The sequence below is a fragment of the beta proteobacterium MWH-UniP1 genome (assembly GCA_036362785.1).
GTDB lineage: Bacteria > Pseudomonadota > Gammaproteobacteria > Burkholderiales > Burkholderiaceae_A > Lacustribacter.
The window spans coordinates 559,750-576,615 of record CP143625.1 but is presented as its reverse complement, the minus strand read 5'-3'; the positions used below and the strand labels follow the sequence as shown (position 1 = coordinate 576,615).

15 protein-coding genes and 2 riboswitches are annotated in these 16,866 nt (G+C 53.0%); of the genes, 2 read left to right on the top strand and 13 right to left on the bottom strand.

Annotated elements, in window-relative coordinates:
* Positions 1-50: 50 nt before the first annotated feature.
* The 5 genes from AOB54_02800 to AOB54_02780 form a co-directional block, all read right to left on the bottom strand.
* Positions 51-1,046, bottom strand: a complete 996-nt coding sequence (locus tag AOB54_02800; GenBank protein WVN42323.1) for a tripartite tricarboxylate transporter substrate binding protein — start codon at positions 1,044-1,046, stop codon at positions 51-53.
* A 91-nt stretch (positions 1,047-1,137) separates the two neighbouring features.
* Positions 1,138-2,448, bottom strand: coding sequence for a TRAP transporter large permease subunit (locus tag AOB54_02795; GenBank protein ID WVN42322.1), 1,311 nt, complete (start codon positions 2,446-2,448; stop codon positions 1,138-1,140).
* A complete protein-coding gene (locus AOB54_02790) occupies positions 2,438-2,983 on the bottom strand; it encodes a TRAP transporter small permease subunit (GenBank protein WVN42321.1) in 546 nt (181 codons plus the stop codon). Before AOB54_02790 ends, AOB54_02795 begins: the two co-directional genes overlap by 11 nt.
* 54 nt (positions 2,984-3,037) lie before the next feature.
* Entirely contained in the window at positions 3,038-4,147 is a 1,110-nt protein-coding gene (locus AOB54_02785) for a TRAP transporter substrate-binding protein (protein WVN42320.1), read from the bottom strand.
* Between the two features lie 69 nt (positions 4,148-4,216).
* A complete protein-coding gene (locus AOB54_02780) occupies positions 4,217-5,815 on the bottom strand; it encodes a choline dehydrogenase (protein ID WVN42319.1) in 1,599 nt (532 codons plus the stop codon).
* A gap of 17 nt (positions 5,816-5,832) precedes the next feature.
* Here AOB54_02780 and AOB54_02775 point away from each other — a divergent pair, with 17 nt between their 5' ends.
* Together AOB54_02775 and AOB54_02770 are read left to right on the top strand one after the other, a co-directional pair.
* Positions 5,833-6,741, top strand: coding sequence for an IclR family transcriptional regulator (locus AOB54_02775; protein ID WVN42318.1), 909 nt, complete (start codon positions 5,833-5,835; stop codon positions 6,739-6,741).
* 51 nt (positions 6,742-6,792) lie between these two features.
* Positions 6,793-6,882, top strand: a riboswitch (glycine riboswitch).
* Between the two features lie 3 nt (positions 6,883-6,885).
* Positions 6,886-6,976, top strand: a riboswitch (glycine riboswitch).
* 60 nt (positions 6,977-7,036) lie between these two features.
* On the top strand, positions 7,037-8,314 hold the full coding sequence (locus AOB54_02770) for a D-amino acid dehydrogenase (GenBank protein ID WVN42317.1): 1,278 nt from the start codon (positions 7,037-7,039) through the stop codon (positions 8,312-8,314).
* 55 nt (positions 8,315-8,369) lie between these two features.
* Here AOB54_02770 and AOB54_02765 read toward each other — a convergent pair whose 3' ends face one another.
* From AOB54_02765 to AOB54_02730, 8 genes are all read right to left on the bottom strand, one after another.
* On the bottom strand, positions 8,370-8,750 hold the full coding sequence (locus AOB54_02765; GenBank protein WVN42316.1) for a SirB2 family protein: 381 nt from the start codon (positions 8,748-8,750) through the stop codon (positions 8,370-8,372).
* Between the two features lie 80 nt (positions 8,751-8,830).
* Entirely contained in the window at positions 8,831-10,306 is a 1,476-nt protein-coding gene (locus AOB54_02760) for a M81 family metallopeptidase (GenBank protein ID WVN42315.1), read from the bottom strand.
* Positions 10,306-11,556 carry a Zn-dependent hydrolase gene (locus AOB54_02755; GenBank protein WVN42314.1) on the bottom strand — a complete coding sequence of 417 codons (1,251 nt, stop codon included), beginning with the start codon at positions 11,554-11,556 and terminating at the stop codon, positions 10,306-10,308. The genes AOB54_02760 and AOB54_02755 overlap by 1 nt, the downstream gene beginning before the upstream one ends.
* Before the next feature lie 2 nt (positions 11,557-11,558).
* Positions 11,559-12,845, bottom strand: a complete 1,287-nt coding sequence (locus tag AOB54_02750; GenBank protein WVN42313.1) for an amidase — start codon at positions 12,843-12,845, stop codon at positions 11,559-11,561.
* Positions 12,846-12,856: 11 nt separating this feature from the next.
* Positions 12,857-13,984 (bottom strand): M20 family metallopeptidase, encoded by a 1,128-nt coding sequence (locus tag AOB54_02745; protein ID WVN42312.1) that lies wholly within the window; start codon positions 13,982-13,984, stop codon positions 12,857-12,859.
* A 14-nt stretch (positions 13,985-13,998) separates the two neighbouring features.
* Positions 13,999-14,982, bottom strand: a complete 984-nt coding sequence (locus AOB54_02740; GenBank protein WVN42311.1) for a dipeptide ABC transporter ATP-binding protein — start codon at positions 14,980-14,982, stop codon at positions 13,999-14,001.
* Positions 14,979-15,968, bottom strand: coding sequence for an ABC transporter ATP-binding protein (locus tag AOB54_02735; GenBank protein WVN42746.1), 990 nt, complete (start codon positions 15,966-15,968; stop codon positions 14,979-14,981). The genes AOB54_02740 and AOB54_02735 overlap by 4 nt, the downstream gene beginning before the upstream one ends.
* Positions 15,969-15,992: 24 nt before the next feature.
* A complete protein-coding gene (locus AOB54_02730; GenBank protein WVN42310.1) occupies positions 15,993-16,865 on the bottom strand; it encodes an ABC transporter permease in 873 nt (290 codons plus the stop codon).
* Position 16,866: the final 1 nt, after the last annotated feature.

The window sequence follows — 16,866 nt, the reverse complement described above, 5'->3', positions numbered from 1 at the left end:
AACAAAACAAAGCCCGCTTGAAGCGGGCTTTGTTTTTGGTGAAAAGTGATTTAACCGGCAATCTTCACGTTGAGCTCTTTGACAAGCTTTGCGTACTTTTCAAGTTCTGCCGACAGGAATGCAGCAAACTCGGCTGGTGTTGCAGCACCACTGGTCTGCAGGCCCTGGGCCTCAAGGGATGCCTTGTTTTTCGGATCAGCCATGGCCGCCTTCACCGCACGATCAATTTTATTGACCACTTCTGCCGACATATTTTTGGGGCCCATCACCGAATACCAGTTCGTCACGTCAAAGCCATTGATGCCCACTTCGCCAAAGGTGGGGACATTGGCCAGTTGGGGCAAACGTTTTGGCGTAGAAATGGCGAGTGCCTTGAGTTTTCCGCTACGAATGTGCTCCAGCACTGGCGGCATGGTGTCGAAGTTCATATTGATCTGGCCCGCGACCAAATCGATCACCGCCTGACCACTGCCCTTATAAGGAATGTGAATCATCTGAATACCGGCAATCTTGCAAAAAAGTGCGCCTGCAAGATGCTGAGTGCTCCCCACACCGGAAGAACCATAGGTCAGTTGATTGGGCTTTTGCTTTGCCAAGGCAATGAGATCTGCCACTGAGTTCACCGGCAAGGACGGATGCACCACCAAGACATTGGGCACGTAGCCAAGATAGGTAATGGGAGTGAAATCGGTTGCGGGGTTATACGGAATCTTGGCTTGTACAAATGGCGCAATCGCATTGGAGTTTGAGTGGCCCATGAGCAAGCTATAACCATCAGAAGGTGCCCGGGCAATTTCATTGGCGGCGATGGTGCCCGCTGCGCCCGCCTTGTTCTCAACCACGACAGATTGCCCCAGAACCTCGCCCATTTTTGGGGCCAAAGCACGGCCGACAATATCGGTACCCCCACCCGGTGCAAATCCCACCAACAGCTTAATGGGCTTGGTCGGCCAGGCCGCCTGGGCACTGGCCTGGGTCACCAAAGAGGGCACTGCAGCCGCAGCCACGGCCCCCTGAACAAACTGCCGACGATTGAGCTTGGACATCTTGTCTCCTTATTTGAATAGTTAGCCACAAAGAATCTCAGAAACGAGTTTCTTTGTGGCTTCGGGAAATCCCGTCCTATTCATCACCACGCTAACTCACTGTCGGTAGCCAAGTCGCGATTTTCGGAAATGCCAGCAAGAGCCCGACCCCAACGACTTGTAGGAACAAGAACTGCAACATACCGGCGTAGATATCCGTCAATCGCCAGCTTGGTACCACCCCCCGCAAAAAGTACGCCGACAAAGCGACAGGCGGCGAAAGCCATGCGGTCTGCAGCGTTACTGCCACCAAGGTGCTAAACCAGATCAGGTCAATGCCAGCTGCCTGGACAATTGGCAATGTGATCGGCAACACAATCAGCACGATCGGTACCCACTCCAATGGCCATCCCAACAAGAAAATCAACAACAAAATCAGAATCAGCATGACTGTAGGCGGCAAGGACAGACTCATCAAGGCGTTTGCAATAAAGTCTGCGCTACCCAGCCTAGAGAAGACCGCCCCAAACAGATTAGACGCCACCACGAGCAACAAAATCATGCTCGAAATTTCCAAGGTAGATCGCATGCAAGCGCGAATCTTTGCAACGGTCAGCTTGCCTGAAAGAACCGTCAGTACAAATGTCGCCGTACAGCCAATTGCACCAGCATCTGTCGGAGTCGCAATTCCCATGAGAATCACGCCAAGGGTAGACAGAATCACCACGATCACGGGAAATACGCCAATGGCCAAATCTTTGATTACCGGCCACTTCGACTTCGGTCGTAACTCCATGGGAAGTGCAGGACCCAGCGCCGGGTTAATCCAACACCGTACCAGACACCAGGCAATAAACAGACCCGACAGCATGAGCCCCGGAATAACCGCCGCTGCAAAAAGATCCGTGGCAGGCACCCCAACCACCGGACCCATCACAATCAGCATGACCGAAGGTGGAATCAAAATACCCAGCGTTCCCCCCGCTGTGATTGCGCCGGCTGACATACGAATGTCATAACCACTCTTAGTCATGGACGGAGCGGCCATCACGCCCAGCAGGGTTACAGATGAGCCCACGATGCCCGTGGCAGCGGCAAAAATGGTTGCTGTTATTAAGACAGCGAGATACAGAGAGCCCCGCAAACCAGCAAGCAACTGCTGAATGCCGGTAAACAGCCGTTCCATCAGACCGGACTGCTCAAGCAAAAACCCCATGAAGAGGAAAAATGGTATGGACGCAAGTACCGCATCCTGCATCACGGAAAATGTCTGCAGCACCGCCAAGTCGAGTACCACCGGCCCAAGTGCAATTAAGCCAATGATTAACGATAAGGCTCCCAGCGTGAACGCTATTGGGAATCCAATAAAGATCACGACGAACAACAAGGCAAGGCCAACCAGCCCAAGGACTTCATGACTCATGGCGAATCTCCTCGTCAGGCCAATGGTTATAGCGGGCGGCGTATATGCTCTTTGCTAGCTCTGATACGCCTTGTATCGCCAGCAACAGCCCCATCAAAGGCATTGACAACTTAAATGGCCAGGTGACCGGCATCCATGGGCTAGATACAAATTTCTCGTTGGTTTCAAAGGCCTTCCAGAAGTATTCAAAGCCTGTCACCATGAAAATGTAGACAAAAGGGAAAAAGAAACCGATATAGCAAATTGTGTCAACGATCCCTTTGGTGCGTGGGCGCCATGACCCATAAAAAGAGTCGGTACGAATATGGCCTTTACGTTGCAACGTGTAGGCTGCACCTAACATAAAAAACGAACCGTAAAGCATGAATGTCATGTCATAGGCCCACAGGGTCGGCGCACCAAAGGCATACCGTGCGATGACCTCGTAAGTAAGGCTTAACACCATTGGCACGATCATCCAAGACACCAACTCCCCGGACCAGATGGCCACCTGATCGAGTGTCTTGCTAAACCGCGCAAGAGAAGAATTAACCATGAAAATCCCCAGATAAAGATGGGGAGAGATTTTTTCTCCCCCCGCTCTTAGTGCTTACTGCTTATTGGGCGAATCGTTACCAATGTTGTAGTAGAGACCATTAATCTTGGTCCAATAAGGAACTACAACTTTTGCAAACTTACGCTGCGACTCAAGAACTTCTTTAAACAAAGGATTCTTCGCAGCCTCGCGGTCATAGACGGTGTTGGTCGCTTTGATAAAGGCCGGATAGAACTCTTTGGGTGTGTCGTGAACGGTTACCTTGTGATCCCGCTTCAACTTATCTAAAGCAGTCGCATTGCGATAGACGTTGTAGGTGTAGGTCTCTGCCTGGCTTGCCAAGACAGCGCCCTCTACCACTGCTTTCAAATCAGCGGGCAGCTTATTCCAGAATGTCTTGTTAATCAGCAACTCACCCACATCTGTCGACTGATGCAGACCCTGAAGATAGTAGTGCTTAAAGACATTGTGAAAACCAAGAATCATGTCGTCAGCGGGACCGATCCACTCCGCAGCATCAATCACGCCGCGCTGGGCAGCAGGCACGATCTCTCCGCCTGGCATCGCAACGGCTGTAATGCCCATCTCTTTGAAGATTTCACCGGTCAATCCAGGTGGTGAGCGGTACTTCATCTTCCTCATGTCATCAATTGATTTAATGGGCTGCTTGAACCAACCAAATGGATCAGGGCCCATTGGCTGAATCATGAAAGGCTCGATGTTGACTTTTAGACCCTCGGTATAAAGTTTTTTATACAATGCGTTACCGCCGCCCTCGCTCAGCCAGGCCATGTGCGAGAGTTGGTCCATACCCGTACCAGCACCAGCAGCTGGATTGGAAAAGAGTGCCGCTGCCGAGTTCTTGCCGGACCAGTAGTGGGTCCATGCAAATCCACCATCCACCACACCTTTATCTACCGCATCTAGAATTCCAAAGGCACCGACAACTGCACCATCTGGAAGAATTTCCATTTTGATGCGCCCATTCGACATCTTTTCAACCCGCTGACCAAACTTCTTCATCAGATCAAAATAAATACTCGCCGTTGGCACACCTGTCTGTATTTTCATGCGGTAGGTCTGCTGAGCGTAAGCCGATGTCGCTAACAAGCTCATGGCGACCACAGAAGCTGCCGCCACTACTTTCTTCACTAGTTTGTACATGCTCGTCTCCTATTTATTACTTCGTTATAAGCGCCCAAGATCGCTGGACGTGATCCACACAAATCGAACCTAATGCCGATCTGCCTGAATAAGGTCAGCCGCCCGCTCAGCAATTGCGATCGCAGCAGCGTTTGTATTTCCTGAAACAAGTGTTGGCATGATTGAACAGTCCACGACACGTAAGTGATCAACACCATGAACACGCAGCTGATCATCAACAACGGCCATGCCGTCTACGCCCATCTTGCAGGTGCCCGAGGGATGGAAGATAGTAGCGCCTGTATTCCGAACAAAGTTCAGAATGTCATCATCAGATTGCGATTCCCATCCGGGTTTGTGCTCATTTTTGATATAGGGGCGCATCGCGTCACTCTTAATAATGGAGCGTGCCAGCCTCACCGAGGCAACGGCCGTGGCGCGATCTAATTCAGTCGCCAAATAGTTCGGCATCATCGAGGGTGCTTCAAACGGATTCGTTGACTTGAGTCGCAAACGTCCCCGGGATTCGGGCCGTAACTGACACACAGACACGGTAAAGCCCGAGAATGGATGGACCTTACCACCGGCCATATCTGCCGACAGCGTTGCCACATGGAATTGAATATCGGGCCTGCCGTCACGAACTAGCTCAGTTTTGGCAAAGCACCCCCCCTGATTGATTCCCACTGCCAAAGGACCACTTCTCATCAAAAGCCATTGCAGGCCAATTTTCATCTGACCAAACCATGACCGGAGTTGGTCGTTGGTCGTGATTGGTTTGGCGCACTCGTAAATCATTCGGATCTGCAAGTGGTCCTGAAGATTCTCGCCCACACCCGGGCTATCCACCACGACAGGAATCCCCAGTGAAGATAAATGAGCCGCAGGACCAATTCCTGAAAGCATCAGGATCTGCGGCGAATGTATGGCCCCGGCCGAGAGAATTACTTCTTGATCAGCACGCGCAGTCTCTAAAACACCATTGCGCTGATAACGCACCCCCACCACCCGTCTGCCCTCCATCACCAGGCCAGTCGTTTGCGCTTCAGTAAGGATTGTCAGGTTTGAACGGTGCTTTGCAGGCTTTAAATAAGCCACAGCCGAGCTACAGCGTAAGCCCTTGGATGTGGTGAGCTGGTAGTAACCAACGCCCTCTTGCTTTGCGCCATTGAAATCATCGTTTCGTGGAATTCCGCGAGCGTTCGCGCCACGTATAAACGCTTCAATAAGCTCGTGCTCAGCACCGATATCCGACACTTTAAGGGGCCCTGATCCTCCATGAAACTCGCTCGCACCGCGCTGATTCGATTCAGAGCGAATGAAGTACGGCAACAAGTCTTGGTACCCCCATCCCTTATTTCCAAGCGCCGCCCAATGATCAAAATCTTCGCGCTGGCCACGAATGTAAATCAGACCATTGATTGAACTGGAGCCGCCCAGGGTCTTACCACGGGGCCAATAGATCTGGCGGTTGTTCATGTTGGGATCGGGGTCGGTGTGAAGGCACCAGTTGTACTTCTTGCTCCACATCGTTTTCCCATAGCCGATTGGCAGATGAATCCAGATAGAGTCATCACTCGGCCCTGCCTCTAAAAGCAAGACACGGGCACGGGGGTCTTCTGACAGTCGAGCTGCCAGGGCGCAGCCCGAGGAACCCGCCCCCACCACTATGTAATCAAAAACCACCATACACCCTCTCGAAAACTATGGAACAATTTGTTCCAATTTTAGAAAGAGCCCAAGGAAATAAAGTGGAACGCAGCGTACCGAAAATCAAGAAAAATCTAGTAAAGCGAATTACCCCTTCTCGACGCACCGCAACAAAAGCCGTAGTGCACCAATCCCCTGAGAGTGAATTTCAGCAAGATTCGCGGCAGCAGAGCACAGCTCGCCGAAGCCTGGATGTATTGAAATTTATAGCGCGCGCATCAAGTCCAGTTGCGCTCGCAGATATTGCAGATGGCCTGCAATTGCCAAAGACGACCGTCCATCGTCTCTGCCTGCAACTTACTGCTCAGCAGTTTCTGACCCAAAGCGTGAACGCCAAAGGTTTTGGTGTGGGGCGCGAACTTCGAACGCTCGCGCTCAACACACTGAACAACGACACCTTGAGAAGCCTAAGGCACCAGGCACTTGCCCAACTGGTTGGCGAGGTGGGAGAGACCTGTAACTTAACAATCTTGGATGGCACTGAAGTCTTGTATCTCGACCGTGTTGAGGCACGATGGCCACTTCGATTGACCTTGGAGATCGGATCCCGGGTGCCCCTACATTGCACCGCGAGCGGAAAGTTATTCTTATCTCAGCTTGATACGGGTGATAGAAAAAAAATCTTGGATCACCTGAAATTAGAGAAATTTACTGCTAACACTATTACGAATAAAGAAAAACTTGAAAAAGTAATCACTGATATTCAGCGCAAAGATTTCTCAATTGATGCAGAGGAATTTATCCCCGGCCTCATCGCTCTGGCGGTCCCAATAAAAAACGAGGATAACAAGGTCATTGCGGCGCTTGCGGTTCACGCGCCAACGTCTCGTGTCCCCCTTTCTCGCATCATGGAGTGGCTGCCGCCCCTGAAAAAAACCGCCAAAAAGTTGACTTCCTTGCTCTGAAGCCCGCTACGGGGCTTGACTGGCTCTCAATTCCTGCCTAGAGTGCAAAGCCAGTAGGTATCGGGAGAGCCCACCCAAAGCGGTGGCGCCGAAGGAGCAACCGCCCCGGAAACTCTCAGGCAAAAGGACCGCTACCGAATAATTCTCTGAAGAGCCTTTGGCGCACGTCCGCCAAAGCACCGCAGGAGCAAGCAGGCCGCCCTGGCCCGCGAATCTCTCAGGTCCAAAAACAGAGGGGGCGCCTGACCCGCATGTCGCGATTAGGCCCAACCCCCGACGTGACAAGGACCTTCACATGACCAATTCATTTGTAGTGATTGGTGGTGGCATCACGGGTGTGACCACCGCCTATGCATTAATTAAACGCGGTTACAACGTCACGCTGATCGAGCGCCAGCGTTATGCGGCAATGGAAACATCCTTTGCCAATGGCGGACAGCTCTCGGCATCAAACGCTGAGGTTTGGAATCACTGGTCCACGGTCTACAAAGGCATCAAGTGGATCTTCAAAAAAGACGCGCCACTGCTGATCAACTTGAAACCCAGCTGGCACAAGCTCTCCTGGTTTGCCGAGTTCATCGCATCCATCCCAAACTACGAAGCCAACACGATCGCTACCGCCAAAATGGCTATCGATGCCCGGCAACACCTCTTTGACTGGGCAAAAGAAGAATCGATTGACTTTGATTTAAAAAAAGAAGGCATCTTGCATATTTATCGCAATAAAGCCGGCTTTGATCACGCAGGGCGGGTGTCAAAACTGCTGGCTGTGGGTGGCCTGGCGCGGCAGACCGTGTCACCAGCGGAGATGAAACAAATCGAGCCCACGCTAAGCGGCACATACTACGGCGGTTATTACACAGAGAGCGATTCCACGGGCGACATTCACAAATTCACCCACGGACTTGCACAAGCAGTCCAACGCCATGGGGTCAAGATTTTGTTTGGCTGCGAAGTAGAAAGCCTTTCTTCGGATGGAAAGCAAGTCAAATTAACTATTCGCAGAGACGGAAAAACCGAATCACTACAATTTGACAATGTTGTGGTGTGCGCGGGAATTGAGAGCCGTAATTTGGCAGCACAACTCGGTGATCGACTCAATGTCTACCCGGTGAAGGGCTATTCCATCACCGTTAACCTAAACGATGCAGTAAGCCAACAAGGGGCCCCCAATGTCAGCCTGCTGGATGATGAGACCAAACTCGTTACCAGCCGGCTTGGCGTTGATCGTTTCCGTGTTGCTGGCACAGCTGAGTTCAATGGCAAAAACTGGAATATTCGTGCAGACCGGATTAAACCGCTCATTAAGTGGGTAAATGAGTGCTTCCCAAATGTCAGCACACGATCAGTTGTACCCTGGGCGGGCCTGCGGCCCATGATGCCCAACATGATGCCCAGAGTCGGCATGGGGACCAAACCTAATGTGTTTTACAACACTGGCCATGGTCACCTGGGCTGGACGCTGTCGGCGGGTACGGCGGAAATGCTTGCTGAGATCATCAGCGCAACATCCGAATTCGAAAACGCATATGCTGGCGTGCCATCGAGTAATTTGAAAACACACCCCGCCTAAAAGCTGATGTCAACGCGCTGAAAACCCTTTTCTGGGTTTTCAGCACTGACGTGACTTAGAGTCCGAATAGTGGATCGCGGCTGAGTGCGATTGCCGCAACCCAGAAAATCGTGATTAAGGCCATGGCAAAAAAGATTCGCTTTTGATTTAGTGTTTTTGCCCGCTTCAAAGCGAAAGAGCCCAGCACGATATACACCACCACCAAGAACAGCTTTAACGCGAGCCACGGCTCATTCAGCGGGTTGTGCGAGACCGCCCACCACAGGCCGCTACCTGCACTTAGCAACACCACATCAATCAGAACACTTAAACGCCGCCACATGGCCTGCATAGGCCATGCTTGCTTTAGTTGCACGCCTAATCCACGCGCGACAAAGAGAGACACGCTGAGAATCACGCTGGTGATGTGAATTTTGTAGAGCCAGAAATAAAGCATGTTTAGCCAATTAAAACCCAGAGTTTACTTCGGCTCTGGCCGCGACAAAAGCGGCCACAAGATTGTAAAAGCTGCAGCAATCAGTGATTTAGCGGAAAAATCGGCTGCCGCAATTTTTCGAACCGGAAGAATCTGTAATCCGAAGAGGTGGGGCCTCCGATATCGGAATCACATTCCACCATGGCGGCACAAAGTGGACCGAAGACCGGCCGGCAGTACATTCTGGACTTTAGCAAGATGTACCGATATTGGGTGCAGTCGATACCGACACACTCAAAGATCCCAATATCCAGTGGCTCCATCCGCTTCTCGGTCACGACAATGATGGCTGTACCAATATCAAACGCAACTGAGCGGCCCATGCAAAATGTCGCACCCGTGTAGATTGGGCCGCGAACCTTAAAAGTGCCGTCACTAATATGAACTACCCGGCCACGAAGCATTAATGGGCTAGGACTCAATTCAGGGATGGGGCGCGGGAAGCGATTGCCCAGCGCCAATTCAAGTTCTGCGCCCAGGCCAGCTGAAATCGCCTGGGCTACTGCAGCTGGATCACAGACGGGGCCAACCGTGATCGATTCAAGACCCGCACGCAGAGCGGCGGACAAAACATCTAGCGTGTCACAGGTGCCGCCCGACATGACGTTATCGCTATGATCCAAGAGCAAAATGGGTTTGCCTGCAGAACCCTCAGACAACTGCTTGGCTTCCTGAAGAGAATCCTTTAGCGCTGCACTCCGATAGACAAAGCCCTCGCGATCCGACCAGATCTGATCGCCAATCTCATTGGCCACCTGCTGGGCCAAGGCCGCATCACCATCCGCCACCACCACGACCGACACGCCAGCATCGGCAAAGTCCGCCAACGAAAAGCCAGCCAGAATCGACACCGCAAGAACTCCCGGTGTCTGCTCGGCACGTTTGGCAGCCTCGACCGCCCGCTGCATGGCACCCTCTTGGGTATTGCTGTGCAGCGTGTGCGATAGCAATGGCAATTGGCGCCATGCGGTGATGGAACGTGTCTTGCCGTTAAGATCGCTTTCCGCTATTCGTACCAGATGTGCACCAGTCTCTTGCATATCCACATGGGGATACGTCTTAAAACTTAACATGGCGTCTACATTGTCAACCATGAGCTGGGTCACATTGGCGTGCAGGTCCAGGGCCACATAGATCTTTGCCTGTGGTGCCGCCTGCCGAATTCGAGCCAATAATTCGCCTTCGCCATCACGACCACCCTCAACCACCATGGCGCCGTGCAGATCCAGCAAGAAAAGATCCGTATCGCTAGCCTCGCTCAGGATCTGATCACAAAGCCACTCATAAGCGTCCACCAGCACTGACCCACTCGGATTGGCCATCGCCGATAAAGGGGTCACTACGCGTACATTCGGCAGCGACTCGGCATACCGAAGAAAAGCAGTCATCGCGGTATTGCCAACCACCTGCTCTTCTCTAGCCGCACGGCCAAGCTTTGGCTCAAAGCTCTCCCGATCGGTGATTACCGGGGAAAAGGTGTTGGTCTCGTGATTAAGTCGGGCGACCAGTACCTTCATCAAGCATTGGCCATCTTCAGCATTGCACCAAGCAGCACATTGCAGCCCGCTTCCACATGCTCGGGCAAGGCATCTTCAATCTCGTTGTGACTAATGCCGTCTTTGCACGGAATAAAGATCATGCCGGTTGGGCAGACCCGCGAGACATACACCGCATCATGGGCCGCACCGCTGACGATTTCCATGGAAGACAAGCCATGCTGATCAGCAGCCTTGCGAACTGCGGCAACACAACCCGCATCAAAGGCACTTGCCGCAAACTCCGAGACGATGGTGAGACTGATCTCAACGGCGCATGCTGCTTTGACCCGATCGCAGGCCTGCTGTAGGAGCGCATGCATACGATCCAATCCATTATTATCGGGGTGGCGAAAATCAACCGAGAAAACAACCTGACCTGGAATCACATTTCGCGAATTTGGGCTCACCCGCATAGAGCCCACCGTGCCTCGGCCATAAGGCGACTCTGAAAGCGCAATTCGATTCACCTCTTGAACCAGTATCGACGCCGCTAAGAGTGCGTCTTTGCGAAGATTCATAGGCGTAGGCCCCGCGTGGGCTTCCATGCCGGTCACCACCACATCAAACCAACGCTGACCCAGCGCGCCAGTCACCACACCAATCGGCAGCTTGGCGTCTTCTAATACAGGGCCTTGCTCGATGTGCGATTCGAAATAGGCCTTGAACCCGGGCTGCTTGCCACCGGGGCCAAGCACTTCTGGGCCCATATAGCCAATAGCCTTGAGTTCGTCTTCCACCAGCTTGCCATCGATGTCTTTTTGCGCAAGAACATGCTCCGCAGAAAAAACGCCCGCCCAGACGCCAGAACCCATCATCACGGGCGTGAAGCGAGAACCCTCTTCATTGGTCCAGACGCAGACTTCGATCGGTGCATCGGTTTCAATGCCAAGATCATTGAGTGTGCGCACGACTTCCAGGCCCGCCAATACGCCATAGTTGCCATCAAATTTGCCGCCTGATGGCTGGGTATCAATATGGCTACCGGTTGCTACGGGTAGCAGGTCTTTTTTGCCAGCACGCCGGGCAAAAATATTGCCGACGCGATCCACGCGGACTGACATACCGGCTTCTTTAAACCAAGACACCACCAGATCACGGCCTTGACCATCTAATGCGGTCAAGGCCAATCGACGGACACCCCCTTTTTCGGTGGCGCCAATCTTGGCCAGGTCCATCAGGCTTTTCCAAAGCCGATCAGCATTAATTTTGGGATTCACCGGTGCCAGCATGATTAGTCTCCCCGTTGTTGCTCGGCCCAACGGGCCACTTCCAATAATGCGTAGTCTGCCTGATAACGGCCGGCCAACAACACGCCCACTGGCAGGCCATTGGGCCCTTTACCCCAGGGCAACACCACGCCAGGATTGCCTAAAGCCGTCCACATACGGCTGAAAATTGGATCACCAGTTGCAGCCAAGCCTTCCGGCGCTTCGCCCCGGGCGGCAGGCGCCAACAGCGCGTCAAAATCTTTGTAAATGTCGTTAAGTAAACGGCGGCATTGATCCACGATCGCATAAGCCTCCAACAATCGAGCATCGGTCACACGCAGGCCCTGCTCAATCACTTCGATCAGTTTGGTCGACAGCATGGAACGACTGTACTCATATTCAGCGCTCAACGCCATGGCAGACTCTTTGGTCATGATATCGATCTGGGCGGCCACCAAGCCCTGAAATGGCTTGGGAAGCTCAAACTTCACCACCTTCGCACCCGAACCACTTAACTGATGTGCGCAGGCTTCGAGCGTCTGCTGCGTCTCAGGTTGCGCAAAAGCCCATTCATAGGTTCGGCATACACCAATACGTGGCGTACTCTTGGTCACACCACTTTTAAGCACCAAGTCGTGACGGGCGCCAGCCGCTGCAGCAAATAAAGCGGCGTCTTGTACTGAATTCGCAAGCGTACCGATGGTGTCGAGTGAGTCTGCAAGTGGCTTTGCGCCTGCACGGACAATCGTGCCAAAGCTTGGCTTGTAGCCCACCACACCACAAAACGATGCCGGCCGATAAATCGATGCCGCGGTCTGGGTGCCAAAAGCCAGGGGCAACATACGATCGGCCACTGCCGCAGCCGATCCGCTCGATGACCCGCCGGGCGTATGGTCGAGATTGTGGGGGTTTGCGGTCTTACCGGGATTGAAGACCGCAAATTCAGTGGTCACGGTTTTACCCAAGACGATTGCACCCTGTTTTTTCGACTGCACCACACAGGCCGCATCTACTGCAGGACGATGGTTCTGGTAAATCGGCGAGCCATAGGTCGTCACCATATCTTTGGTGTCGATTAGATTCTTCACACCAATCGGAATACCAAAGAGCAGTCCGCTCGGCGCTTGCTGATCAAATTGCTTTGCCAAGGCCATCGCTGTGTCACGTGCCACGTGATCAAAGGCACCAACTTGCGGCTCACGCGCATCAATTCGCTCAAGATAAGCAGCCACTAATGCTGAGGGTTTCAGGCGCTGTTGAGCTATTTCCGTTGCGGCCTGTGTTGCGGATACTCGAATCAGATTACTCATGATTTATTTCTTTATTTAATCCAAGCACGGATCAGATCACGATAGCCGTCAAAGCCCTGCTCCAAGCGATCGACCAGGCAGTATTCGTCGGTCTGATGGGCCATCTGGGCCTCACCGGGACCAAGCACAACCGTGGGGGTATTGACATAGGCCTGATGCAAAATAGCGGCGTCTGTAAAATACGACACGGTTTTGGCCTGTGGCGGTTCGCCAAGCTGCTTTTCCATGACGCCAAAGACCTGCTGAACCCAGTCGTTGTCTGGCTCGGTGAAGACCGGGCCGACATCAACCAGGGTATTGAGCTCTAAGTCTGGTCCAATTGTTTCTTGCACTCGGGCTTTCACATCCGCATGGTTCATGCCCGCAACCGTACGAATATCAATGCCAATACGGGCAGAATCCGGCACCGAATTGATATTCATGCCACCAAAGAAATTACCCACGTTTAATGTTGGCGATCCCATCAGCCGATGCTTGCAATCTGGGAAATGGAAATTTTCCAAAGCCATCACCGCTTTGGCCGCTTTGTAGACGGCGTTCACGCCGCGCTCAGGCATTGAGCCGTGGGCCGTCACCCCTTTGGCGACCGCCTCTAACCAGAGTGCGCCCTTGTGGCCCACCAACGGATAGTTGTTGGTTGGTTCGCCCACAATCAATGCGCCAACGTTTCCAAGAAGCGTTCCGTCTTCTACCAACTGCTTAGCACCGCCACAGCCACATTCTTCATCTGCCGTGATCACCATAGTTACCCCTGCAGAGTCGCGCAGTTCATCGGCACTGGCGATAGCCGCTGCGACAAAGGCACCAACACCACTCTTCATATCCGAGGAACCACGACCAAAGAGCTTTCCGCCTTCAAGTGATTCACCAAAAGCGTCTTTCGTCCAGGTAGCGCCACCCAAGGGAACCGTGTCAATATGGCCAGTGAACCCAAGTGGCAGACGACCCTCCTGGCCACCGATGGTGGCCACCAGGCTGAGTCGATTCGGGGCGAGCTCTTTGTACTTGCAGCAAAACCCGACCTTGCTTAACGCATCGCCAAGATAACGGGCACAGGCTGCCTCTTGGCCAGGGGGATTGATGGTGTTAAACCGCAATAAGTCTTGTGTTAACGAGACCGGATTCGTCAATGCAGCCATAGGACCCCCGACGGTTATTTGGCGTTAACTGGAAAGTGACAGGCCACGATATGGCCAGGTGACAGCTCGCGCGTGACCGGCTCCTCGTTGCGGCAACGCTCCTGGGCATAAGGGCAGCGGGTGTGGAAATGACAACCCGATGGTCGATTGATCGGGCTTGGCACATCCCCCTGCAACACGATCTGTTTACGCTTAAGTGTTGGATCTGGAATGGGTACCGCTGACAGCAAAGCTTCCGTGTAGGGATGCTTAGGGCTATCAAACAAGGTGCGCGTTTCGGCTAACTCCACAATTCGACCCAGATACATCACCGCCACACGGTGACTGATATGCCGGACCACTGCCAAGTCATGCGCCACAAACAGATAGGACAGGCCGAACTCTTTTTGCAAATCAATCAGCAGGTTAATCACCTGGGCCTGCACGGATACATCCAGTGCTGAGACGGGCTCGTCACACATGATCAGCCGAGGCTTCACCGAGAGCGCACGTGCAATGCCCAGACGCTGACGCTGACCGCCAGAAAACTCGTGCGGGAAACGAATCATCTGATCGGGGCGAAGGCCGACCTTCTCAAACAAATAGGCGACCTGGTCCCTGCCTGCCGATTTTGAGAACTTCTCAAAGTTGATCAGCGGCTCAGACACAATATCGATTGCCCGCATGCGGGGGTTGAGCGATGAGTAGGGGTCTTGAAAAACCGCCTGAATCTCTTGGCGAAATGGCCGCATATTGGCCCGACTTAACCCATCAATGCGTCGACCGCGCCAGCTAATCTCGCCCGATGTGGGATCAATCAGCTTGAGAACAGTTCGACCCACCGTTGACTTGCCACAGCCACTCTCCCCCACCAGACCAAGGGTCTCGCCCTCGCCAATCGTGAACGACACCCCATCCACCGCATGGACCTGACCCGACACACGGCCAAAAAGCCCCTTGCGAATCGGATAGTGCTTCTTTAAATCTTTAACTTCCAGCAAAGGCTGAGGCTGGCTCATGCATGAACTCCAGACAGAAATTTTTCAGAATGCCAACAGGCAGCAAGGTGGTCTGATTTTTTTTGTTCCAAGACTGGCGTCTCTTTGCGACACTTCTCAGTCGCGTGGGAACACCGGGGCGCAAAAGCACAGCCCACAATTGGCTCACGAAGTGATGGCACCATGCCAGGAATCTCTTCCAGGCGTTTGGATTCTTCTTCGTCAAGCTTGGGCATGGAATTCATCAGACCACGGGTGTAAGGGTGCAGGGGCGAGGCAAAAAGTTCTTTCACGTCGGCCTCTTCGACTTTTTTGCCGGCATACATCACCACCACCCGCTGAGCCATCTCGGCGACAACCCCAAGATCATGCGTGATCAAAACAATGGATGCGCCAGTGCGATCGCGCAGCTCCCGCATCAGGTTCAGAATCTGAGCCTGAATCGTTACGTCCAATGCGGTCGTTGGCTCGTCCGCAATCAGCACCGTTGGGTCACAGGCCAACGCCATGGCAATCATGACCCGCTGCCGCATGCCGCCCGAGAGTTGGTGGGGGTATTGATTCACTCTGTTTTCGGCCTCGGGGATCTTAACGAGCTTTAACAAGTCGACGGCCTTGGCCTTGGCCTGAGCTTCGGTCATGTTCTGGTGCAAGACCAACACTTCCGAAATCTGTTTGCCAATAGTGAGCACGGGATTCAGCGAAGTCATCGGCTCTTGAAAGATCATGGAGATCTTGTTGCCACGGATGTCACGCATCCGTGCCTCGCTGGCCTTGAGCAGATCTTCACCCTGAAAAAGAATCTCACCACCTTCGTTTCGACCTGGTGGCGATGCGATCAGGCGCAGGATTGAAAGCGATGTCACGCTCTTGCCACAGCCGGACTCTCCGACCACAGCCAGGGTCTCGCCCGCATTAACCTTAAACGATACGCCGTCGACGGCACGTACGACGCCGTCTCGGGTATGAAAATAAGTTTTTAAATCCCGAACTTCGAGAACGGGCACTGATTTATTTAATTGAGCTGCCATTTACATTCTCCGCGAAAGCCGTGGATCAAGCGCATCGCGCATTCCGTCGCCCAAAAAGTTCACGGCCAATACCGTAAGCGATAGGAAAATGGCGGGAAAAATGATCAAGTAGCTTGCAATCTGGAACATGCTGCGAGCCTCTGCCATGATGTTGCCCCAGCTCGGAATATTCGGTGGTGTTCCTGCACCAATAAACGACAGAATCGCTTCCGTGATCATGGCCGACGCACAGACATAAGTCGCCTGGACCAGAAGCGGTGCAACCGTGTTGGGCAAAATGTGCTTCACCAGTGTTTTGATGAGCGGCGTGCCGGATGCGGTCGCGGCTTCTACATAGGGCTGTTCACGCAGAGACAGCACCAAACTGCGCACCAATCGCACAACCCGTGGCACCTCGGAAATCGTAATCGCAATGATCACGTTTTCAATACTGGCCTTGGTCAAGGCCATCAAGGCGATCGCCAACAGAATTGATGGGATCGACATCAATCCGTCCATGATGCGCATGATCACTGAATCTGCCCAGCGCAAAAAGCCCGTAACCAATCCAATGGCCAACCCAATAATTGTGCTCAGAATGGCGACCGCAATACCAACCGTTAACGAGACGCGCGCACCATAGACCACCCGGCTATAGACGTCTCGGCCCAACATATCGGTGCCAAACCAAAACTCAGCGCTTGGGGACTGTAGGCGGTTAATCGGCGCAACCGCCTGTGGATCAACCGTCCCCAGGTATGGGGCTAAGAAGGCCATCAGGCACATAGAGATCAAGACGATGGATCCAATTAACGCCGATGGATGTCGCCGATACAGCGTGGCGGTCTGCTTCTGAAACCCAGACCACCACAAACTCAAACCAGTTGTGGACATA